The organism is Mesorhizobium sp. M1409, assembly GCF_040317535.1.
In the GTDB taxonomy this organism is placed as follows: Bacteria; Pseudomonadota; Alphaproteobacteria; order Rhizobiales; family Rhizobiaceae; genus Mesorhizobium.
This window is the reverse complement of the sequence record NZ_JAMYKV010000078.1, coordinates 1-21,473: the sequence shown is the minus strand read 5'-3', so window position 1 is coordinate 21,473 and position 21,473 is coordinate 1. Positions and strand designations below refer to the sequence as shown.

21 protein-coding genes and 1 tRNA gene are annotated in these 21,473 nt (G+C 59.5%); 11 read left to right on the top strand and 11 right to left on the bottom strand.

All coding sequences use genetic code 11. From position 1 onward, the window contains the following. Positions 1 to 74 precede the first annotated feature (74 nt). Positions 75 to 230, bottom strand: a complete 156-nt coding sequence (locus NKG99_RS33225) for a hypothetical protein (RefSeq protein ID WP_352873575.1) — start codon at positions 228 to 230, stop codon at positions 75 to 77. Positions 231 to 331: 101 nt separating this feature from the next. Here NKG99_RS33225 and NKG99_RS33220 point away from each other — a divergent pair, with 101 nt between their 5' ends. Next, entirely contained in the window at positions 332 to 1,213 is an 882-nt protein-coding gene (locus NKG99_RS33220) for a thermonuclease family protein (protein ID WP_352873573.1), read from the top strand. A gap of 392 nt (positions 1,214 to 1,605) precedes the next feature. Here the strand turns inward: NKG99_RS33220 and NKG99_RS33215 are convergent, their stop codons facing one another. From NKG99_RS33215 to NKG99_RS33200, 4 genes are all read right to left on the bottom strand, one after another. Further along, positions 1,606 to 2,040: an FKBP-type peptidyl-prolyl cis-trans isomerase gene (locus NKG99_RS33215; RefSeq protein WP_352873571.1), complete on the bottom strand. Its 435-nt coding sequence runs from the start codon at positions 2,038 to 2,040 to the stop codon at positions 1,606 to 1,608. 173 nt (positions 2,041 to 2,213) lie between these two features. Continuing rightward, the gene (locus tag NKG99_RS33210) at positions 2,214 to 2,417 is read right to left on the bottom strand and encodes a hypothetical protein (protein WP_352873569.1); all 204 of its coding nucleotides are present in this window, start codon (positions 2,415 to 2,417) and stop codon (positions 2,214 to 2,216) included. Between the two features lie 283 nt (positions 2,418 to 2,700). Further along, positions 2,701 to 4,437 carry an adenylate/guanylate cyclase domain-containing protein gene (locus tag NKG99_RS33205; protein WP_352873567.1) on the bottom strand — a complete coding sequence of 579 codons (1,737 nt, stop codon included), beginning with the start codon at positions 4,435 to 4,437 and terminating at the stop codon, positions 2,701 to 2,703. A 186-nt stretch (positions 4,438 to 4,623) separates the two neighbouring features. Continuing rightward, the gene (locus tag NKG99_RS33200) at positions 4,624 to 5,166 is read right to left on the bottom strand and encodes a tetratricopeptide repeat protein (protein WP_352873565.1); all 543 of its coding nucleotides are present in this window, start codon (positions 5,164 to 5,166) and stop codon (positions 4,624 to 4,626) included. Between NKG99_RS33200 and NKG99_RS33195 the strand changes: the two genes are divergently transcribed. Next, on the top strand, positions 5,165 to 5,446 hold the full coding sequence (locus tag NKG99_RS33195) for a hypothetical protein (protein WP_352873563.1): 282 nt from the start codon (positions 5,165 to 5,167) through the stop codon (positions 5,444 to 5,446). The genes NKG99_RS33200 and NKG99_RS33195 overlap by 2 nt on opposite strands. Positions 5,447 to 5,455: 9 nt before the next feature. Next, positions 5,456 to 5,800, top strand: a complete 345-nt coding sequence (locus NKG99_RS33190) for a hypothetical protein (RefSeq protein WP_352873561.1) — start codon at positions 5,456 to 5,458, stop codon at positions 5,798 to 5,800. Positions 5,801 to 5,829: 29 nt separating this feature from the next. Here the strand turns inward: NKG99_RS33190 and NKG99_RS33185 are convergent. The 4 genes from NKG99_RS33185 to NKG99_RS33170 all read right to left on the bottom strand — a co-directional run bounded on the left by NKG99_RS33185 (position 5,830) and on the right by NKG99_RS33170 (position 9,051). Next, positions 5,830 to 5,937 (bottom strand) — tRNA-OTHER (locus NKG99_RS33185). Positions 5,938 to 5,943: 6 nt separating this feature from the next. Further along, positions 5,944 to 6,426: a helix-turn-helix domain-containing protein gene (locus NKG99_RS33180; RefSeq protein WP_023722605.1), complete on the bottom strand. Its 483-nt coding sequence runs from the start codon at positions 6,424 to 6,426 to the stop codon at positions 5,944 to 5,946. A 417-nt stretch (positions 6,427 to 6,843) separates the two neighbouring features. Beyond that, complete coding sequence (locus tag NKG99_RS33175) at positions 6,844 to 7,617, bottom strand: DUF3800 domain-containing protein (RefSeq protein ID WP_352873559.1); 774 nt, start codon at positions 7,615 to 7,617, stop codon at positions 6,844 to 6,846. A gap of 138 nt (positions 7,618 to 7,755) precedes the next feature. Beyond that, positions 7,756 to 9,051 (bottom strand): DUF2130 domain-containing protein, encoded by a 1,296-nt coding sequence (locus tag NKG99_RS33170; RefSeq protein ID WP_352873557.1) that lies wholly within the window; start codon positions 9,049 to 9,051, stop codon positions 7,756 to 7,758. A 177-nt stretch (positions 9,052 to 9,228) separates the two neighbouring features. Between NKG99_RS33170 and NKG99_RS33165 the strand changes: the two genes are divergently transcribed. Beyond that, on the top strand, positions 9,229 to 9,498 hold the full coding sequence (locus NKG99_RS33165) for a hypothetical protein (RefSeq protein ID WP_352873555.1): 270 nt from the start codon (positions 9,229 to 9,231) through the stop codon (positions 9,496 to 9,498). A 161-nt stretch (positions 9,499 to 9,659) separates the two neighbouring features. Next, the gene (locus NKG99_RS33160; protein WP_352873553.1) at positions 9,660 to 10,463 is read left to right on the top strand and encodes a DUF4236 domain-containing protein; all 804 of its coding nucleotides are present in this window, start codon (positions 9,660 to 9,662) and stop codon (positions 10,461 to 10,463) included. Here the strand turns inward: NKG99_RS33160 and NKG99_RS33155 are convergent. After that, positions 10,454 to 11,065: an SH3 domain-containing protein gene (locus NKG99_RS33155; protein WP_352873551.1), complete on the bottom strand. Its 612-nt coding sequence runs from the start codon at positions 11,063 to 11,065 to the stop codon at positions 10,454 to 10,456. The genes NKG99_RS33160 and NKG99_RS33155 overlap by 10 nt on opposite strands. A gap of 250 nt (positions 11,066 to 11,315) precedes the next feature. Here NKG99_RS33155 and NKG99_RS33150 point away from each other — a divergent pair, with 250 nt between their 5' ends. The 4 genes from NKG99_RS33150 to NKG99_RS33135 all read left to right on the top strand — a co-directional run bounded on the left by NKG99_RS33150 (position 11,316) and on the right by NKG99_RS33135 (position 15,375). Next, entirely contained in the window at positions 11,316 to 11,984 is a 669-nt protein-coding gene (locus tag NKG99_RS33150) for a vWA domain-containing protein (protein ID WP_352873549.1), read from the top strand. Then, on the top strand, positions 11,984 to 12,781 hold the full coding sequence (locus NKG99_RS33145; RefSeq protein WP_352873547.1) for a PP2C family serine/threonine-protein phosphatase: 798 nt from the start codon (positions 11,984 to 11,986) through the stop codon (positions 12,779 to 12,781). The genes NKG99_RS33150 and NKG99_RS33145 overlap by 1 nt, the downstream gene beginning before the upstream one ends. Continuing rightward, positions 12,778 to 14,703, top strand: a complete 1,926-nt coding sequence (locus NKG99_RS33140; RefSeq protein ID WP_352873545.1) for a helix-hairpin-helix domain-containing protein — start codon at positions 12,778 to 12,780, stop codon at positions 14,701 to 14,703. Before NKG99_RS33145 ends, NKG99_RS33140 begins: the two co-directional genes overlap by 4 nt. A 285-nt stretch (positions 14,704 to 14,988) precedes the next feature. Continuing rightward, positions 14,989 to 15,375 (top strand): phage integrase N-terminal SAM-like domain-containing protein, encoded by a 387-nt coding sequence (locus NKG99_RS33135; RefSeq protein WP_352873544.1) that lies wholly within the window; start codon positions 14,989 to 14,991, stop codon positions 15,373 to 15,375. Between the two features lie 325 nt (positions 15,376 to 15,700). On the opposite strand, the gene NKG99_RS33130 is transcribed toward NKG99_RS33135, so the two are convergent. After that, positions 15,701 to 17,074, bottom strand: coding sequence for an FAD-binding oxidoreductase (locus NKG99_RS33130; RefSeq protein ID WP_352873542.1), 1,374 nt, complete (start codon positions 17,072 to 17,074; stop codon positions 15,701 to 15,703). Positions 17,075 to 17,349: 275 nt separating this feature from the next. On the opposite strand from NKG99_RS33130, the gene NKG99_RS33125 reads away from it, so the two are divergent. Both NKG99_RS33125 and NKG99_RS33120 read left to right on the top strand, forming a co-directional pair. Beyond that, entirely contained in the window at positions 17,350 to 20,904 is a 3,555-nt protein-coding gene (locus NKG99_RS33125) for an AAA family ATPase (protein ID WP_352873540.1), read from the top strand. A gap of 50 nt (positions 20,905 to 20,954) precedes the next feature. Continuing rightward, positions 20,955 to 21,215 (top strand): DUF4242 domain-containing protein, encoded by a 261-nt coding sequence (locus NKG99_RS33120; protein WP_352809548.1) that lies wholly within the window; start codon positions 20,955 to 20,957, stop codon positions 21,213 to 21,215. Positions 21,216 to 21,473 lie beyond the last annotated feature (258 nt).

The following is a 21,473-nucleotide window of genomic DNA, read 5'->3' as shown; positions in this document are numbered from 1 at the left end:
CAGCTACCGCGGCAGCGGTTTAGTTCAATCAAATTCCAACCGATTTGGGAATCCCTTATCGACTCACCGTAATTTCATCCCGCTCCAGGGTTTGAGCGATCCTTCGCCATAGCGTTGAAAAGCAGCATGCATGCCACCAGCGATACGACCCCGCCTATCAGGTCGTCCCCCGTCAGGCCGAAAAAATAGATCGTATCAAACGCCAACACCGCCATTGCTGTGCCCATCATGGATTGGCAAATTGCCAGGATAGAACCGTTAGAGAACTCTAATGTTCCACTCTAGACTCTCGCCCGCAACGGAAGCATTCTTCCGCCGGGGAGAGAGGGACGTGGGCAAAGTCCAGCGTCATCAAGGTGCCAATCAGGCTGACCAGTGGCGAAAGCGCGCCGGCAGGAGAATGCTGTCACGGCGATTGCAGCGACCGCTCTTGGGACTCCTCTTGCTGGGCGTTGGTGCGCTTGCCGCAGCAGTCACCCAATTCGCTATCCAGAGGACCGCCGGGCAACAGAGCACCGGCCTCATCGCTGGCATTCAGAGGACCATAACAAATTGGACAGCACCATTGCCTGGCCCGATGGAAGGCCGCGCTTCGGTGATCGACGGCGACACGGTCGAGATTGCTGGCCAGCGCATTCGCTTCAACGGCATCGACGCACCGGAGAGCCGGCAGTATTGCGACGACGCCCAGGGCTTCGAATATCCCTGTGGGCGCCGCGCCGCCCAAGCCTTGGACGAGTTCCTGGCAGCTTCGCGACCGCTGCGTTGCAGCTTTATCGATCGCGATCGGTATGGCCGGCTTGTAGGGAATTGCGATCGCGCAGACGGTCGCAGCGTTCAGCGCTGGCTTGTCGAACAGGGTCTGGCCCTCGACTGGCCGCGCTATTCGAATGGGACATTCGCCGCCGAGCAAGGCACTGCCAAGGCGGCTCACCGCGGCCTTTGGCAGGGCCGGTTCGATCAACCTTGGGATTGGCGTGCGGTCAATGCCGACAAGGTCGAGACTGTCAGCGAGCAATCAACTGGCTTCGGGCTACTCGGCTCAGGCTGCAACATCAAGGGCAACATCAGCGTGAACTCTGGTGAGCACATCTACCACCTGCCTGGTCAAGAACATTATGCCGAGACAGTCATATCGACCGGAAAGGGCGAGCGCTGGTTTTGCTCTGAGGCCGAAGCTCGGGCGGCCGGTTGGCGTCGAGCAAAGCGATAAAGCCGCGAGGGAGACGAAAGTGCCGGACTAGGTAAAGCCTTGGCTATGCATCAGCGCCGTTTTGATATTTCTCAGCATGGGCCCGTCGAACGCCAGAAGCTGTCGAGCTTCCAAAAATGATCAAACCTGACAGCCAGCGGCGTACAGGTAAATTTCTGATCCTGTACGAAGTACATGGCCACATGGAATCCTTCGCGTTCATAGTGTCGCAAAGTCGGGCCCAGCATTCGTTGAACGTAACCCCCGGGCGAAGAACTCGCCGAGGCCGCGCCGCCGAGGGCGCGGCCCATGGCTACCACCAACTCCTGATCTTGCCTGAATCGCCACCCCTGCCGGGGAATGCTCGTAAGGGACGTCGCGAAGCCGACCAAATCTGCGCCGTATTAGTGCCCCTACGCCGCCTGAACGATCTCGACCAGTTCAACGTCGAAAACCAGATCCTTTCCGGCCAAGGGATGATTGCCGTCGAGCTTGACGCTGGCGTCGTCCACTTCGACGACTGTTACCGGGATGGGGCGCCCGTCGCGGGTTTTGGCCTGCAATCGAGTGCCGATATCAACGTTGATGTTGTCTGGCACCTTGGCGCGGTCGATGGTCATGACCGCTTCGGGGCGGCGGGGGCCATAGGCGGCCTCGGCGGGAACGGTGACGGTGCTCTTCGCGCCCACCTCCATGCCCTCGACATGGGTTTCAAGACCGGGGATCAGTTGTCCTTCACCCAGCGTGAATTGCAGCGGTTCGCTGCCGGAAGAATCGAATTGAGTGCCGTCGACTAGGCGTCCATTGTAGTTGATGCGCACGGTGTCGCCATTCTTGGCCTGTGTCATAGCAGTCATCCTTTCGGAAGTTCTTGAGGGGCCGGCCAGAGCTCACGGTCCCGTTCTCGATCATCCACGCACTCGGGGTGCACGGCGCGAAGCTCTAAAACTAGGGGCTTGGCTGCCGATGTAAACCCAGAATGCCGATTTGAGCTATTCGATGCCGTGGCTGGGTACGAAATTCAAGTCGGAGAGCGTTTTCCGTCTGGTGGGAGTGCCTTCTGGAGCAGGGTCAGGTTCTCCCTTAGGACTTCAATCGAGAATTCGATCTTGGTCACCAGACCAGGATAGGCTGGGCGATCCTTCTCCTGCAGCGCGATTGTCAACTCCTGGGTTTGCTCCTCCGCCATTTCAAGCCGTCCCGCTTTGATGGTGTTGGCTTGCATGCTGACCTCCAGGTGAGTTTGGCAACTTCACTCTGGCAGAGCGCTGGTCGCCTTCCATCCCCATAGGATCTTCACGAGAGCCGTCAGTCCCCTTTCGGGATAACGGGCTAGCTAGAAGGCCGACCTTGCGCCGGGCCTATGGCGTGAACTCATAAACGGGCGTGGTTAGATCGTGCACGAGTATCTGCTTCCGTGAAAAAGCAGCCGTTATCGGTTGCGGCTGCTTGTGGCAGAGTAGCCAGAAGCCGACTCCAGCGTGGTGGTCCGTCGAGAAAGAAGTTAGTCATTCCGGAAAGCCAGCCTTACGAAGGCCTTCGACGTACATGTCTCGCAAGGCCAAGTCGCGATAGGGCTGGGATTCGACCCAATGTCTAATCTTGAAATGGGGGTTTGTTGCCAGATATAGCGTGGCCTCTTCACGCGCTTCCTCTAACCTGCCGAGCCGCGCCAGGATCGACGCCAAATTTACCCTGGATTCGGTGCGATATGTTGCATCTTTCCTCAGCGTCTTCACTGCTTCCTCATACTTACCGGCAGCGGATTGGGCACCTCCGAGTAACCAGAAATACCAGCTCGGCGGGCACGGATTCAGGCGCAATGCCTTCTCGATGCAGGCGATGGCCTCTACTCCGCGACCTTCATAGGTCTTCAGATCCCCGAAGTTTGCCCACGCATCGGCATCGTTCGGATTGAGCCGGAGCGAAATCTCGTACTCTTTGGCAGACTCATCCCACTGGCGCTCGAGGAGGAGTATGAACGCGAGCACCCAATGCGTGCCAGAATTTTCGGGATCGAGTTCAATCGCCTTTCTTGCCGACGCCATAGATTGTTGACGAAGGGGATTCATCGGATAGTTCCTAAAGACCCAGGCCTCGCACTGACTGATCGCCAACCAGCGATAGGCATCCGCGTAGTTAGGATCGAGTGCGATGGCCCGCTCGAACAAGGGGATGGCCGCAACGCCAGCCTCCGTGGAGTGTGCCCATTCAGCCCGCCCCCGTAGATAGAGATCATAGGCCCCCAAGTTCGTTGGCCGATAACGCTCCTTCAGGTTTGCCGCGGCTAATCTGCCGGCGAGCCCCTCCACAATCTTTCCGACGACTTCGTCTTGCGCCGCGAAGATATCGGCAAGGTCCCGGTCGAAGCGATCTGCCCAGATGTGCCCACCGGCGGGTGCATCGATGAGCTGGGCATTGATCCGCACGCGGTCCGCCACCCGTCGGGCGCTTCCCTCCAGGACATATTTCACGCCCAGTTCGCGAGCGATCTGGCGGGTGTCTACCGATCTGCCCTTGTAGGCAAAGGATGAGTTCCGGGCGATGACGAAGAGCTCGGGCACTTTGGACAGATCGGTAATCAGGTCCTCCGTCAATCCATCAACGAAATACGCCTGCTCGGCGTCAGCACTCATATTCACAAAGGGCAGGACGACTATTGACGGCTTGGCGGGAAGAGAAAGTTCAACGGCCGAAACCGCCGCCGCGGCTCCATCCTTGCCCGCGAGCCTATAGGTTTGGATCGGTCGATCGATGTTTTTGAGAGTCTGCGGGCCCAAGGAAACGAATGAATGTGGAAGCTTGCCGTTGATCTGCTCGAAGACACTTCCCGAGATGCACAATCCCCCCGGCTCCGACAGACTCTCGAGCCGAGCCGCGACGTTGACTCCGTCGCCATAGAGATCATTGCCCTCGACCACCACGTCGCCGAGATTAATTCCAGCTCGCAATACAATGCGTCGGTCCCCAGCCACATCTGCATTCGCGATATCCATAGCCCTCTGCAATTCGACAGCGCAGTCTACGGCGTTGACTGCGCTTCCGAACTCTATTAGCGCGCCGTCGCCGATCAATTTGATGATGCGACCGTGATGTTTGGAGATCATTGGCTGAAGGATCTCTCGACGCCGAGATTTGAGCGTAGTCAAGGTACCTACCTCGTCGCGCTCCGTGAGGCGACTATAGCCAACCACGTCGATGGCCAGAATGGCAGCAAGGCGGCGTTGGACGCGCTCTTCGGACATCGCAGGGGTGCTCTCACTGCGGCAAATTGTATTTGCATCCCGAGGAGGAGTCGATTCGCCTGATTTTCCGCTCTGGGTTCATTCACGTCGGCTTTGCTCAAGTCGCTGATATTTCTGGTTAGGGGGTTATCCTGAACATGGCCGTTTGCCCTTGAAGGTGTCGGCCTGGGCGTGACCCGTCATCCTTCAATCCGCAATGCCTGCTTTCCGCAGGCCATCTAGCCAGTGCTCCACATCCTCCTGACGGCGATATGGAGAGCCGCGCTTGTAGTCACCTAGAGTGAAACCAGGCTTGCGCTCGAGGCACCTGCCCCAAGCCAATCTTGCCTCTTCGGCACGGCCGAGCTGTCCCAAACACGCAGCCAGATTGGCGAACCCGCGATCATAATTGTTGTTGTCCCAACGACGGAACGAATCCAGCGAAGCCTCATATTCACCGAGCAGATAGTAAGTGAATGCGAGCAGCTCGTGGACGTCGCGGTGTTCGAGTGGACTCAGGCGTCTCAGCCGCTCGCCGATTTCACGGGCCTCAGCGAGTTGACCACTCCAGAGACAGATATAGCCGACCCAAACGAGAACATTAGGGGTGGTCGGACCGAGGGCGAGCGCGCGTTTCCAATGGGTCTCAGCGACCTCGAAGTTCCTTTTCCATGCATGCAGAGCAGCGACGACCGCCTCCGCGATTCCGCTGGCGTCACCGAGTTCGATTGCTTTCAAGGCCGACTGCATGGCCAACACCTTCCGATCTCTGGGATTCACCCGGGCCGACAGGCTGGAGGCGCCGAGAAACTGGTTTCATTGGTCGTTGGCCGACGGCTTGCCGGCGCTGTTTGCCAGTTACATGACGGTCTTTCAGACCCCGGAGGCCAAGCGCGGCGTCGGGCGGGCGTTGGCCTATTATAAGATAGCGAACCTCTCTCGCTACGATTCGGTGGAGACGGCGGTCATCATGTCGGCAGCCGGCCTGGAAACCCTCGCAGCCTATGTTCTGGGGACACGGGGCGGGTGAAGCGTCTCGATGTTGCGCAATGTCAGTCTTGCGGAACAAATCAGAGCCTGTACCCGCCTGCTCAAAATCGAAGGGGATCCGGCCGATAAATCCGATCTGCTTCGCAAACGTTTGAAAGCTAAGAAGGGGCAGCCGGCTCGCGACGGATTCTCGTTGCTGACCGAATTCCGCAACGGCGTCACGCATTCGTCGCCCTTCAATTACGACATGGACATTTTCCACGCTTGGGACGCCTCACAATGGCTTCTTGAAATGCAGCTTCTGGCGCTGTTCAATTACCGCGGAAAATACCAGGATCGGCGTTTGGAGATGCGATCTCACGCTGGCAATCTCGCGACCTTTCCAGTCGCATAGGCAAGGGGCCAGGTGTTGGTGAACAAGGATGGGCGTGACGGCAGGACTTGAACCTGCGACCTCCTCGCCCCTAGATAGCGGTGTCACGCACCACCCAGGTCGAAAGCGAGGCGCTCTATCCTCTGAGCTACGCCACGATCTGCCTATGCATCGTTGTCGACGACTAGTTGCGGCTTCTTGCGCTTCAACCGGTCTGACCTTTCCTCGGCCGCCTTCTTGATCTCGGCGGCCTTTTCCAACGCAAACGGCCTGGCGGCCTCGATCAGGCCATCGAAATGATAGCGGTTCGTCATGCTGCCATTGGGCGTGTTGCGCCGTTCTTCCCGGCCAAGAAGTTTAAGGGCCTCGAGGGCGGCAATGCGTTTCTGAATGGTGCGGGGTGTCACCCCGATCGCCTTGGCGATCGTCTCCACCGAGGGGTGGGGCAGGTTGTCGGGCAGCCACCAGTACTGGACCAGGTGGATGATGATGTTCATATCGAGCGCATCGAGGCCGAGAGCCTGCTGCTTTTCGATGATGATGTTGGGGAAAGCGCTCCAGCCAGTGGCCATGAGCGCCTTGGTCCATTTCTTCTCGTTGGTGCGAAGCTTGTCGACGTCTGCTTTGGCGGATTCTGGCTGGGCCATATGAGGCGTGATGACGCAAGGGCATTGGGGGCGATTCTGTATTCAGGGGGAGGGTGTTTCAAGGTTCGCCCGGCCTATGCCCCCGGATTCAGGGGCCGGGGAACCGCGCTGCACCCAAAGAAGATGACTTGATAATATGAAGTGTCGATTAGACGAAGCGTGCTATATGCAAGCGATAAGATAGGGACCCCCCGACCAGAGGTTCACCCGGGGTGTTGACAAAGAGAGCGTCAATACCCATACTTTGGACGTGAGCATCGCTCCGGGGTTGGCGCCAGGCGCCAGCCGACTTTTCAAAACGAAGGCCCGGTTAGTCCGGGTCTTTGTTTTTTATCCTGTCAAAACAGCTGTATTTGATGCCGCAGGATGCCAGGTCCTCCTGCGGCAGGTGCGCGTCGATCAGACGCTTGTTGTCCATCAGGGCCTTGTAGGGCCGGTAGGACGGGTCATATCCGCCCTTGGCCATCGGATAGAGGTAGAGATCGGCGATCTGCAGCATCGGCGTGGCTTTGGTTCTGCCGCGCGGCGCTCTCCGCGCACGATGTCTTTGAACTCCTCGGCGCTTAACGACCCGTAGATGGCGGAGTTGGCACCGTCGAACGGCATCCCCTGCATCTTCAGGGTCCGCGTGTAGGCTATCAGGTCGCGGTCCTCGGCTTTGCCTGCCCGCTCGAAGAACACGCGCAGCTTGCGATCCTGGCTGCGGGCGTATTTGGCGGCGCGCTCGATCAGGATGCAGTAGGCGGTCTTGCACATGAACCACAACTGGTCCTGATACCGGTCCCGGTAGCGGGCAACATAGCCCGGCCGATCAATCACCGCGGCGATGCCGATCACGGGCAGTGCAAGCAGCATCCCCTGCAAATCTCCCAGGAACTCAAAGGCAGCCTCGGGCTTCTTCAGCCAGCCGAAGTCGCCACGGCCGCCCCGGATCGCCCAGGAGTGCAGCGGGTAGGTGATCCCGTGCTTCTGGCAGAAGGCCTTATGGCGCGCGCAGAGCTCGTCGACGTCTTCCTCGTTGATGAGGAGGCCGCCGAGGGCGAAATAATCCATCTCCTCCCGCCGCTTCTCCTTTGGTTGTCGGTCTGGCTCGCGGCTGCCGCTATCATCGAGGTAAAGGTGGATTTCACGGTCCGTCACGGGCAGGCTTTCATTGTCCGCACAGCTTGGCGCAAAAACCGCAGGCTGCATAGCAATCTGATGACCGGCCGGGCGAGGGGGTTCAGCGCGGCGGCTTCTTGACATTGCGTTCCGCGTTTGACGGATCATCCGTAACAAGGAGCAGCTTGCCCTCGTTCTCAAATCCGATATCCAGTTTAGTTCGCCTTCTCAATCGGGGAGGGACGCGGATGCTTCTATGGCCAAGACCTCCAAGCCCGCGATCTCCTGCATCACCTTGCCGGCGATGCCCTGCAGATCGCCGTACATTCCGACGGTCGACTCGATGACACCCTGGATCTGAGCCTCCCGTTTGGCCCACAGGCGGATTGTGGCTTTCCTTTCCCTGGCAAGGTCGTCCTGCATATCGGAGAATTTCTCGACGATCGCCTCGACCCGGTGGCGAAACCTGGGGCCAGTCAGATAGCCGTAGACCTGCTCCATCTTGGTGGCCTGGCCGTCCTGGGCGAGGCGGGAGTTGGCGAGCTCGATGAGGGACTGCCGGAGCATGATCGCGATCGGAATCGCGCATTTGGGATGGGCGATGTAGACGCCATCCACCAGATCGAACGTTTCGACTCCCGCAGGCAGCGCCTCGGAGATCATCAACGCGATGTCTGCCTTGGCGGCGCGCTGGTCTGTCCGCAGCTTGCCCAGCCAGCCCTGGCTCCAGTTCTTGGTGCGTTTTGATTCCCACAGGATCGCGCCGCACGGCTGGCCGGCCGGTCCCACCACGCGTTGCAGCACGTCACCACCAAACTCACCCTTGGCGACCGGTTCGATGATGTCCATCGGGAACCGGCTGGCGATCAGCGACTCCAGCTCGAGCTCAAGGACCTCGCCCTGAAGCTGCTGAGATCCTTGCTCGGCGCGGCGCTTCAGCTCCTCGATCTGGCGCTGCATGCCGGCAATCTGTTCCTCTTTCTCGGCCACCTTCATCTTGAGGCCGTCTTCGGCTTCGGTCCTGGCCTTGACGCGGACGGCGTCCAACCCTTCCTGGATCCTCTTTTCGATGGTCAGCGCCATTTCGCGCCTTTCATCGTCGAGCGCCCGCTGCTGCTTCATAAATTCGGCCTGCTGCAACTGCGCCGCAGCGAGCTTTTCGTCCCGCGCCCTCAGCGTCGTCTCCATCTCGCCCAGCCTCCTGTCCTTGTCCTCAAGGTCGGTCGAGACGAGAAGTTTTGCCTTGCGGGCCTCTTCGGCGGCGATGGCGGCACGTTCGAGCTTGAGTTTTTCGGCGACCTGGCTGTCGATGTCATCCCGGGCGGCGTCGATAGCCGCCTGCTTGCGTTGAACCTCCTCCTCCCTGGCCGTCATGGCGGCGTTGCTCTGCGCCAGTCGCCGTTCATATTCCTCGCGCGTGGCCGCAATCAGCGGCGCCGCGAGCGACTCATTGAGCTTGATGTCGGTCTTGCAGCTCGGGCAGCTGATTGTCGGCTCATTGAGAGTCCTGGGCTGGACAGTCATCAGGCAGATCCTCGCAAGGGAACGTGGTGCAAAAGAACGCCTCAAAGTATACAGGATTGCAGGGCGGCCGAATAGAACAAAGAGTGAACTTGCCAGTTATCCCCCGGAGAGGGTACCTGCTTGGTCACCTCTTCGACCGAACCGTGGCGGGGAGGGGAGCAAAAGTGCTGACCGCGGATGAAGGGCTATGAGTTTCTGGATCAATTGCTGTCCGAGGAGCGCACCGCTCTGAACAGCAACCTCGATCGGTTTCTCGTGTTGAACCCGTCGCTGGCCGATCTTCAGATCAACGTTGTATTCGAGAAAGAGCCAAAGGGTGATGAAATCATCCGTGTGGGCCGCAAGGTATTGCCAGACATTGAGCGTTTCCAGGAGACCCTCAAATCATATCTTGCGCAACAGGAGATAGCGCTTCCGGTGCTGCAGATCGATGTCGGGACACCTTAAGATCAAGGCTCGGCCAAAGTGGAGGCCGTTGCGGCGAAGCCGGTAAGCGCGAACGGAACTTTCAAATCGATAGACTACTTGGCCTCGAGTTCTATGAAACGGAAGTTGCTTCGCAAGTGCCCCAACGCTAGTGTTCGCTTCAAAATACGCGCGGGGGCGCAGTGGGGTTTAGTTACAGAAAGTCATTGAGGCTTATTCCCGGCGTTCGCCTGAACGTCACCGGGAAGGGGCTCAGCAGTGCCTCCTTTGGCAAGCCCGGCTCCACATTGAACATGGGCCGTGGCGGCATTCAGAGCACTGTTGGTCTTCCCGGTTCGGGCATGTCCTATTCTTCCAAGCGCAGCGGCAAATCCGCTCTTTTTCTGGGTTTATTGATCGCAGCACTCGTGGCCCTGATCTACCACGCCGCCAGAGGGAGCCGTGCGGCGCAAGTCTCCTTGGTTGTTATCGGCGTCGTCGGTGTGGGGGCGGCCTTGATGGCCCAGAATTCCGACACAAAATCCAGCGCTATGCCAAACCCGACATTGGCACCCCGAACCGATCGCCAGGAACCAGGGCAGACCAAACCGCTGCCGCCGGCAAGCCGCGACATCACCCCTTCGAATCCGCCGCCGTATGTGGAAGCACCCAAAGGGCCGGTTCAGCAGGACGCACCTGTTGGCGATAGCTGGCCCACCTCCGCTGGTGATCAGAAAACGCCAAGCACGTTATCGGGAGCCGATCCGGGTTCCTCGGTAGCGGTCGAGCCGCCGCCAGGCGAGCACTTCCCAACGGCAGTCGTGACCAGGACGGCGAATATCCGTTCGGATCCTTCAATGGCCGGGGCCGTGGTGAGTCAGGTGCCGGCGGGCACCACTCTGACAGTCGTCGAAATCAACGGTCGCTGGGCGCGGATCAGCAAGGACGATGTCACTTTGGGGTGGATCAACCGGTCGCTACTCGCGGCGCAGCCTTCCTACCAGTAGCACACCGGGCTCCTGCCACCGGGCCTGCTGTAGGCGCTCCGGCCCCCGCATAAACGCCCATTGCGCATCAGGTCGTATGGGCAATCGCATCTGCCTACCACGGCGTCTCTGACAGGCTCGCCCGAGGCATGCTCGGAAACGCTGCCGTCATCTGATGCAGCCGCTGGAGCGACCGGTGTGGTCGAAGTCAGCTCGACCGGCTTCGCCTCGCTGAGGTAGTCGCCATGGATCCATCCGATCTGTGCGGAGACCGTCACATTGTACCAGTCTCCCTGTTGACCGTTTGTCTGGACCAGGTCGCCCAGTGGAAGCGTGGTGATGATACGCGCCTCGGTGTCCGGCGCGACCCTGACACGAACGTTTTTGGTGGTGTACAGCCAGCGAACCAACGTGGCGGGGCTTGGCTTCTGGGCAGCCACCGCGTCGGGCTTTGCATAGGCAATCGAGCTGTTGCTCGGTTGTACCCGAAGCGCCGCGGTGGTGGTTGCCGCGGGGACCGCGGGCGGGGCGGGGGGTGGCGACCGGGCGTCGATGCTCGACATGGCCCACCCGATTGCGCAGAAAACCGCGATGCCCCAGCCGATCCGTTGTTGGCTGACCATTTCACCCTCCCTGCACAATACAAAACAGAGCAGTCCGCGAAAGTCGAATCGACTTTTGCGTGGCTAAATCTCAAGTCAATTGACAGCAGAAACCGAGCATCTGTAGATAGGGAGGGTTTGAAAATTGGGGCGGGCAAGCGCATCGACGCGCTTTGCAATTCCGGTTTCAATAATTTTTGGACGCTACCTGCCGAGTGCCGGGAGACCCGGGCTTGCGGGAAGCGATATTTCGGCGAAAAAGGCGAGTAAAATGTCCAACCAATTTGATCAGATACCGTTTGGGGCGGCAGAGTTCGCGGATAACCCCGAACCTCGGTGCCCGTGCCTCCTTCTGCTCGACACCTCCTATTCCATGAGCGGAGCGCCGATCGACGCGCTGAACCAAGGCCTTGTCGCTTTCAAGGACGAGCTCGCGGCCGACAGCCTTGCGATGAAACGTGTCGAGGTCGCCATCGTCACCTTCGGACCGGTCAACATCGTCGCGCCGTTTCAGACCGCTGACCTGTTTACGCCTAGTACGCTAGCGACCAGCGGCGACACCCCAATGGGTGCGGCGATCGAGCAGGGCCTCGAGATGTTGCGACGTCGCAAAGATGAGTACCGCGCGAACGGCATCTCCTATTACCGGCCCTGGGTGTTTCTGATGACGGACGGCGCGCCCACGGACAGCATCGTCGCTGCCGAAAACGCGGTCAAATCCGGCGAGGCGGCAAAGGCGTTTTCGTTCTTCGCCGTTGGCGTCGACGGTGCCAACATGGACATCCTCGCCAAGCTCTCCACACGCCAGCCGCTGAAGCTAAGTGGCCTCAAATTCCGCGAGCTGTTCTCATGGCTGTCCGCATCGCTGTCGGGCGTCTCTCAGTCGCAGGTCGGACAGACCGTGGCCCTCCAGTCCCCCGCAGGCTGGGCTGAGGTGTGATGTCTTGGCGCATAGCGTCGGCTAGCGCCATCGGCACTTCGCATGTCACGGCCGGCAAGCCCTGTCAGGATAATTCGGTCCATGCCCTGATCGAGGGCAGGGAAGGTCCAATCCTCGCGGCCGCTGTCTGCGACGGCGCTGGCAGTGCGGCGCACTCGGAGGTTGGGTCTTGGCTAGCCGGGCAGAACCTGCTGGAGCTCATTTTCGTGCACTTCGCGGAGAACGGTGCGCTCGATCAGATCGACCGGCCAAAAGCGTTGGGCTGGGTGACCGAAATTGCCGAGCGCATCGCCGCTCATGCGCGCGCACTCGGGCACGAGGTGCGCGATTATGCATGCACGCTGCTTGTTGCCATCCTCGGCCCCACAAGCACGGTGTTCTTTCAGGTCGGTGACGGCGCAATGGTCGTTTCGCACGGCAGTGAAGACGGATGGTCCTACGTGTTCTGGCCGCAGCACGGCGAGTTTGCCAACACGACCAACTTCGCCACGTCATCAAATGTCGCGGATGTCCTCGAATTCGAGTTCGCGCCGCGGCGCATTGACGAAGTCGCGCTCTTCTCCGACGGTATCGAGAACCTCGTCCTGCACCAGGCTTCGCGCAGCGTCCATCAGCCCTTCTTCGATACGATGTTCCCGGCCGTGAGACGATCGGCGGTGGCGGGCGAGGACTCTACGCTGTCGGATGGGCTGAAGCTCTATCTGCTTTCGCCGCAGATCTGCGAGAGGACCGATGATGACAAGTCGCTGATCCTGGCCACGAGATCGCCAGCTGAACCGATGGTGGCCGCAAAATGAATGCCAAGGTCCGCGAGGTGTTCACCCTGCGAGGGGAAGCCCTCAAACTTGGCGAGATCGTCGGCCAGGGCGGCGAGGGCGCCGTCTACGACTTGGCTGCACACAAGAACCATGTCGCCAAGATCTACCACCGGCCCCTCGAGCAGCAGAGGATCGACAAGATCCGTGCGATGGGCAAGATCAAGACCGGTTCACTCGAAAAGCTGACGGCCTGGCCGACGGGGCTGGTCTGCTCCAAGGATAGCAAGCCCATCGGGCTGATCATGCCGAAGATCAGCGGTCGCAAGAGCATCCATCAGCTCTACAGCCCCAAAAGCCGCAGAACCGACTTTCAGCGGGTTGATTGGCGATTTCTGACCCGTGTGGCGGCAAACACCGCGAGAGCATTTGCGGCCGTTCATGACAACGCCTGCGTCATCGGCGATGTGAACCACGGCGGTGTGCTGGTTGCGCAGGACGCTACCGTGCGCCTGATCGACTGCGACAGCTTCCAGGTCTCCTATCTGGGCCAGCAATATCTTTGCGAGGTGGGCATCGAGACCTTCACACCGCCGGAGCTGCAGGGCAGATCGTTTTCGGGCATCGTGAGGACGCCCAATCACGACAATTTCGGCTTGGCCGTGATGGCCTTCCTGTTGCTGTTTATGGGAAAACACCCCTTTGCCGGCCGCTACGCGGGAAGCGGCGATATGCCGATTTCGAAGGCGATCGAGGAGTACCGCTTTCCCTACGGGGCGAACGCCGCCGCGGTTGGAATGGCTAGGCCTCCGAGTTCCCCCGAACTCGCCATCGTCGGTCCACGACTTGCAAAAATGTTTGAGGATGCCTTCTCGCAAAGGGGAACGTCGGCTGGCAGGCCCGTGGCCCGGGACTGGGTGGCTGCCTTGGCCGAACTTGAAGCGAACCTCAAGCAGTGCTCCGCCAATTCCAGCCATTGGTCACTTGGCTCATCGCCGTGCCCTTGGTGCAAAATGGAAGGCGCCACGGGCGTCCCGCTGTTCTCAACCGTTGTTCCCGCCGGCGGGGCGACGCTTTTCGATATCGCCGGATTCCAGCGGCAGGTGGACGCCATCCCGCATCCCGGGCCGGTGCCGACCGTCCCCGAAACGAATGTGACACCAGATCCCAACGCCTTGAAGCTCAAGGGGCACGCGCGCCGCACCAACTTCCGGGCCGGAATAGCGGCTGCAGTGGTCGGCGTCGCTGGCTTGATGATGGCGCAGATCTGGGTGCTGGGCATCGCCTTGGGGGTCTTTCTGGGGTTGAGAGGTTTCTTGAACAGGGACAGTGAGGCTGCGGAATACCGGCGCGTCGCCGCCGAGGCCGCCACCCAGTGGAAAAACGCGCAAACCACGTGGATGCAGAGGGCCGGGCCGGACGCTTTCGACAGGCAAAAAACGGTGCTCGCCGGGCTCAGGCGCGAATGGGACATCTTGCCTTCCAAACGGGTAGCCAGGATCTCGGAGCTCGAGCGCAACCGCCGTCAGGCGCAACTGCACCGGTTCCTGGACAACTTTGAAATCTCCTCGGCAAAGATCGAGAGCATAGGACCGGGCAAGAAACAGGTCCTGGAGTCGTATGGCATCGAAACAGCGCTCGATGTCGAGAGAAACAAGCTTTACAGCGTGCCCGGATTCGGACCCAAAACCGCGCAGAAGTTGTTGAATTGGCGAAAGTCCGTCGAAGCCCGCTTCGTCTTCGACCCCTCCCGAGCGATCGATCCACGCGATATCGCGCAGATCGACCAAGACATTCTCGGCGACCGCAAGCGCCTGCAGGGCGCCTTGGTTCTCGGTCTTGAGCAACTCAAGCAGTCAAGAGCCCAGATTCTTGCCGCCCGTGAACACAGTCGCCCGGAAATGGAGCGATTGCGGTTGGTATTGGATCAGTTGTCGGCAAACGTTGCCGCGATTTCAGGTTGAGACGGCTAACGATGGATCGCCAATCAGGCTCGGTGAGTTGTGGCATACCTTCATCACCCTGGTTGCGCGTCAGTGTGAAATACCGATTTCACCTTGTTGGAGGCCTCGACGATTTTTGCCGGCCGGAGCGCTGACTTGAAGAGAGGTGAACGGCGGCTTTGGGCCTCATGCACGAACCCGCTTCGCGGGAAGGCGCGGTTGGCAATGCAGTATGGTAATCTTCGGCTTTGAGTGCCTAACTGCCTGACCAGACCATGGAGTTCCCTTCAACGAGAGGAACTCGCCATGGCTACCCTGCCGACCAATGCACCGATATCACCGCTTCGTCAGCGCATGCAGCAAGACATGCTGATGCGAGGTCTGGGACCGCATACACAGCAGGATTACGTGCGTCACGTCCGGCGCTTCACCGCATTCCTTGGGCGCGCTCCCGACACTGCGACGCCCCAGGATATCCGGCGCTTCCAGTTGCACCAGCATGAGAACGGTGTCGGCCCCGCGACGATCAACGGCGCGGTCTCGGCGCCCGTCATCAGGCATGCGAACCCAGTCAGAATCACCGCAACAAGCTCCCCGACCAAGCCCGGACGTTACTTCCTCGACACGCCCGCAGCACGAAATGTGAGCGTTCGCGACAGGCGCTGGCACACCCCGCCACACAAATCCCCATAGCGCACAGCATGCGGCCCGTGGGTTCCTGCATGGGAGGCTTTCGTACGCCTGACGGCACCCGAAACCCTTCACAATTTCGGCCATTGCGACGCTCCCGTCCATTCACCAAAAGCGGACATTGATGTTTTCGGAAGCCACAGTCAGCTTTGATTAGCTTTCGCATTTCCTGAAGACAGACTGGTTAGGAAAAGGCACAGATTGTTGCCAAGCTGCGTCCGATTGATGTGCTGTGACGTGCTCCCCCGTTTGGCCCCGTTTATGAGTTAGCCCTGTTCACGTTGTGATCCTGTCTTTCGTGTCGGGTACCAAGCGTTAGATTTGACCACTAGGTGGCCGGGCGGATGTTCTGGTTGATGTGGAAAAGGTTGGTAGGGTCGAACTTGCCCTTTAGCGCGGCGAGGCGCGGGTAGTTGTCGCCGAAGCTCGCCTGGACGCGCTCTTCGCCTTCGTCATCCATCATGAAGTTGGGATAGGCGCCGCCGAGGTCGAACGGATGCACAGCTTTCCAGTAGTCGGTTGCCCATTTCTTGAGGACCGGCGCCATTCCCGGATCGGGATCTATCCCGGCGATCACCATGGACCAGGTCACATCACGAGCGTTCCAGGCGCTGTCGCCCTTGCCTCGGCGATGCACCGCCCCGTCGATTGGGTAAAGATGCATGCACGACGCCGGGCCGGCCCTGCTTGCATGCAGGAGATGGGCGTCGATGGCGGCATCTGGCAGCGCTCGGACAAAGTCGCCCTTCCAATACCATTGCTGCCCGGCCGGATAGAGCGCATCGAATAAGGTCTGCAACCCCGTGTAAGGAATCGGGCCCGCCCAGTCGAAGAGTGGCTTGGGGAGAGCCGCCCGGATGGCATTGACGGCCGCTTCGCCATCCTCGCCGTTATGCGCGACAAGGAGGACGCACATCTTCTTGTTCCAGTGCTCCTGCGGGAATGGATTGCCGCCGGGCACCGATTGCAGTCCGAGGAAGATGTAGAAATCCTCCGGAGCATTCGCCTGGAAATCGCGATACCAGCGCATAATCTCGGCGGCATCGCCAAGGTCGAAGACGATCGGTCCGCCATAGAGCATTTTCGCCGGGTGCGTGCGAAACAGGAAGCTGGTCACGATGCCGAAATTGCCGCCGCCTCCGCGAAGCGCCCACAAGAGATCCATGTTCACCGTTTCGCTGGCCGTCATGAAACTTCCGTTGGCCAGCACCACGTCGGCTTCGATGAGATTGTCGACGGCAAGCCCATACTGCCGGCTGAGGTAGCCGTGGCCGCCGCTCAGCGTCAGACCGGCGACCCCGGTGGTCGAGATGATGCCGAACGGCACTGCCTGGCCAAAGGCGTGGGTAGCATGATCCACGTCGCCTGTCGTGCAACCAGGCCCGACCCGCACCGTGCGGTTCTGTGGATCGACGCGAACGCCCTTCATCGTCGAGAGGTCGATCACGAGGCCGTCGTCGACACCGCCGAACCCCGGTCCGTTGTGACCGCCGCCGCGGATTGCTATCGGGAGGTGGCTGTCGCGGCCGAAGTTCACCGCAGCAATCACATCGGCGACGTCCATGCAGCGCGCAATTAGAAGAGGCCGCTTGTCGATCATGCCATTATAGAGTTTGCGCACTTCATCATAGTCGGCATGATCGCGACCGATCAGCGTGCCTCGGAGATCCTGCGCGAATTTGGCAATGGCACCGCTGTTCATTCCACCCTCCGAGAAATCCCAATACCGAGGTTCCCGAGTTCGGATCGAAGGTCGATCAGATAGTTTTAGGCGCGCCGCCTCCCGGCACGGCCCGCCTAGCTGACAATGTTGACCGGCAGCCCTCGCTTACGAATAACGCCTACTTTGCCCGAAAATTACCCCTTGGTCCAAGGGAATTCGTGAAAGGAGGCCGTAACTAAGCTGATCCTTAGTGCGGCATGGTGCTACGACTAACTTCGCGCTAGTTTAGCATGGTGACATGGGCAAAACACTCGATGCAGACGATCGAAGACTGGCTGAGCCAGCTCGGCCTCGACAAATACCTGGAGACGTTCGTCCAAAACGACGTCGACCTGCGAGCGCTCCCTCATGTCACTGAACGCGACCTCCAGGAGCTTGGTGTCTCACTGGGGCATCGCAAAATTATCATGGCTGCTGTAGCCGGACTTGCTCAGCCAAATCTCACCGGGTCCCTGGTCCCTTCACCTTCTCCTGCGGGTTCGGAACTTCAGGCCAGCGACCTCCCTCAGGAACCGACTGCAGACCGGCGGCTGCTTAGTGTGCTCTTCTGTGACTTGGTCGGGTCGACTGCGCTATCTGCCCAACTCGACCCCGAAGACATGCATGAGCTTACGCGGCGCTATCAGGACAGTGTTGCAGGCGCGATCACGCGCTTTGGAGGCTTCGTCGCGAAATATCTAGGGGACGGCGTGCTTGCATATTTTGGATGGCCCATGGCTTACGAGGACCATGCCGAGCGTGCCATTCGTGCAGGCCTCGAGGCCCTCGCTGCAGTCGAGGCCTTCCAGTCCCCCTGCGGCGAGCAATTGAAGGCGCGGATCGGCATTGCATCGGGGCACGTGGTCGTCGGCGATATCGCCGGCAGCAGCGCAAATGAGCGGGCTTCAATCGCAGGAGATACTCCGAATCTCGCGGCTCGCCTGCAAGCTGCGGCTGCGCCTGGCCAGATCGTGGTGGCAGACGCCACGCGGCGGCTCGCGGGGCAATCCTTCGAGATCGAGAGTCTCGGCGCGCAGGAATTGAAAGGCTTTCGATTGCCTATTGCCCTGTTTGCGGTCCACGGCGAACGAGAAGTGGAAAGCCGTTTCGATGCCGCGCAAACTAGTGCGCTCTCAAAATTCGTTGGCCGCAGCAGTGAAATTGGAATGCTGCTGGATCGCTGGGAATTGGCTAAAAACGGTCAAGGCCAAGCAGTCTTTGTATCGGGAGAGGCGGGAATCGGGAAATCGCGCCTCGTCGACGCGCTTGAGGAACGGTTGCATGAAAACCAGCCCGAGTTAATACGACTGCAATGTTCGCCCTATCACTCCACCTCGGCCTTCTATCCCATCATTCAGCGCCTGAGCAAGCTGGCAGGTCTTTCAGCCGCCGACGAACCTCTGATGCGAGCCGAGAAGCTGCGCGCAATTGTTCAACGTTACGGCGAAGATCCCTCAGAAGTCGGCTCGACATATGCCGAGCTGCTCTCGCTGGACCTAGCGGGTGAATTCACGCCGCTCGATCTCTCCGCCCAACAGCGCAAAGAACTGATCGTCCGCACACTGGCGAACCGGGTGCTGCTCGCGGCAAAGATGGCACCCGTTTTATTTGTTGTTGAGGATGCGCACTGGATCGATCCGTCGACCAATGAATTTCTCACAGAGGTCGTCCGTCGCATGCATGGCGCGGCCGTTCTTGTCGTCGTAACGCACCGGCCCGAATGGACGCCGACCTGGGCCACGGGGTTAGTGCACGTGACGACGCTGGCCATTGGTCGGCTGACGAAGCAACAGATGCGCGAGCTGATCGACTCGATGCTCGCAGACGTTCCGGATCAGCTTGCCGACAGGATCGTGGAACGAACTGACGGTGTGCCGCTATTCGTGGAAGAATTGACACGTTCGATTCTGGAAAGCGGAAAGGCGGCGTCTCTCAATGTTGAGATTCCCGACAGTCTGCAGGGATCTCTCATGGCCCGACTTGACCGTTTGACAGCGGCAGCCAAAGAGGTGGCGCAAATCGCCTCTGTCATAGGCCGGGAATTTGACCGCGGCCTACTTTCCAAGGTTGCCGGTCTCGATGACCCAACTCTCGGCGAAGCGCTCAATGAGCTCATGTCTACCCAGCTCGTTGTCGTCGGCGGTGTGGTGCGAGACGCGCTGGTATTCCGACATGCGCTCATTCAGGATACGGCATACCAATCGCTGCTCAGCAAAAGGCGCCGTCAATATCATGAAGCCATCGCTAATGCGCTCATCGACGCATATCCGGATCTCATCGTCACCCAACCCGAGCTCATCGCCCAGCATTATGTCAAGGCACAGCAAGGTGCGCTCGCGCTGCCATACTGGATGAAGGCCGGCGAACGGGCGCTAGGACAGTCAGCCAACTATGAGGCGGTCGATCACTTTCAGAACGCTGTCGCCATCGCGGAGCACCTGCCGGGAGGACCGGCCCGGCAAAAGGAAGTGCTCGAGGCGACCCTAAGGCTCGGCGAGGCACTGAGTGCCGCAGGCCGCTTGTCGGACTCAGTGGCAAAATACAAGCTGACCGCGCACTTGGCTCGCGAGACCCATGACACAAAGGCGTTCGTTCGTTCTGCTCTTGGTTTTGACGGCGCCCAGTTCCTGTCTTCGAAGCGGCTAGACGAATCGCTTCAGCTGCTCACTGAAGCAATGGGTATGCTCGAGCCCGATGATCAGAGGTCGCGGAGCCAGCTCCTCAGCCGCCTCACGCGTGCATATTTTTACCTCAGCGACAGCAAGAACAGCGCCAAATGTCACGCAGAGGGGGTCAAATTGGCTCGGCAACTAGGCGACCAAGCTTCGCTTTTTGAACTGTCTGTCCTGCCTTTCTTGACGCCCCGGACAGTGAAGTCCGCGGCAGAGGCAACTCAACTAATGGCGCGGGTAGATGAGATAAAGCGCCTCGCTGCCGGCATCAACGACGATGACCTGCGCGGCCGCGCTCTCGCGCTTGACGTCTACGTCTCGACTGAGCTTGGCGACCGCGCGCGCGCCGATCAAGCCGTGGCCGGGCTGGAAGACTTGGGAACGTTGCGCCAACGGCTCAACATTCTATGGCTTGCGTGGAACGCGAGGGCGATGATGGCCATCCTCGATGGACGGTTCATCACAGCCGAGAAGCTGGCTGGAGAAGCGTTGACTCTGGGCAGACAGACGCATGGCGCGGAAGTCGAAGGCGTCTATGGCATGCAGATGTTCACGATCCGACGCGAACAGAATCGCCTGTCAGAGGTGGCTCCGGTGATGAAGAATCTCATCGATGAAAATCCGGATGAAACCACATGGTTGCCAGGGTTTGCGCTGGTTGCGGCCGATTTGGGATATCGGGACGCAGCGCAACGCAGGTTGAGTGAACTAGCGCGTGCCAATTTCGCAATGCCGCCGGATGGAAAGCGAAGCGCATCGCTCTCATTCGTGGCTGAGGTTGCTGTTAGTCTGGGCGACACGGAGGCGGCACGGACAATCTACAACCTTATGCTCGCCTACAAGGATATGACGATCACGGCAGGAGTCGCAACTGTCTGCTTTGGAGCGGCAAGTCGCTATCTGGGAATGTTGTCGGTATCGCTGGGCGATTTTGGGAAGGCCGCCGAGCACTTCGAGCATGCGATGGATATGAACGCAGCCAGCGAATCACGACCTTGGCTGGCGCATTCCCAGGCTGAATATGCGAACTTGCTTATAAAAAGGGGTAGCAAGAAAGCGATTGAGAGGGCAATGTCACTTTCGGAGCAAGCCTCGGTGACCGCGGCTGAACTGGGTATGGTCCGTTTGCAGAAGAGGCTGGAGACAACGCTTCACTAGGTAGGCTCTCATGCCTCGCTGCATCACCACGGTTGAGAAGGAGCATGCTCATGCCACGCTACGTCATCGAAAGGGAGTTCGCGGAACAGCTCAACCTCACAAAGGAGGGCATTGAGAGTGTCAATTTGATCAATGACCAGGAAGGCGTGCAGTGGATTTTCTCGTTCCTCAGCGCCGACAAGAAAAAGAGCTATTGCCTTTACGAGGCGCCTAACCCGGAGGCTATTCGGGCTGCGGCACGAAGGAACAACATCCCCGCAGATGCGATAATTGAAATTGGTGGCGAGATTGGACCGAATATGTTCTCGTAGCACAATCCTGCCCGGCAAAACGTCGCGAGTACGCCAAAAGCCGGGGGCCGCCTTAGTAATGCACCTGAGCATCCGCTTTCCGGCCGATTGACCGTAGGGAACACGCCGAGGTGGCATCGTAGCGGAATGTCCGCTTCTTCGCACCCTTTACCTAAAACCAGTCGGTCATCTTCCGTGAAGAGTTTCGGGCGCCGGCAGGCGTACGAAAGTCCCCGAGGAAGGAACCCGCGGGCCACAGTCGATGGCTATGGGGATTTC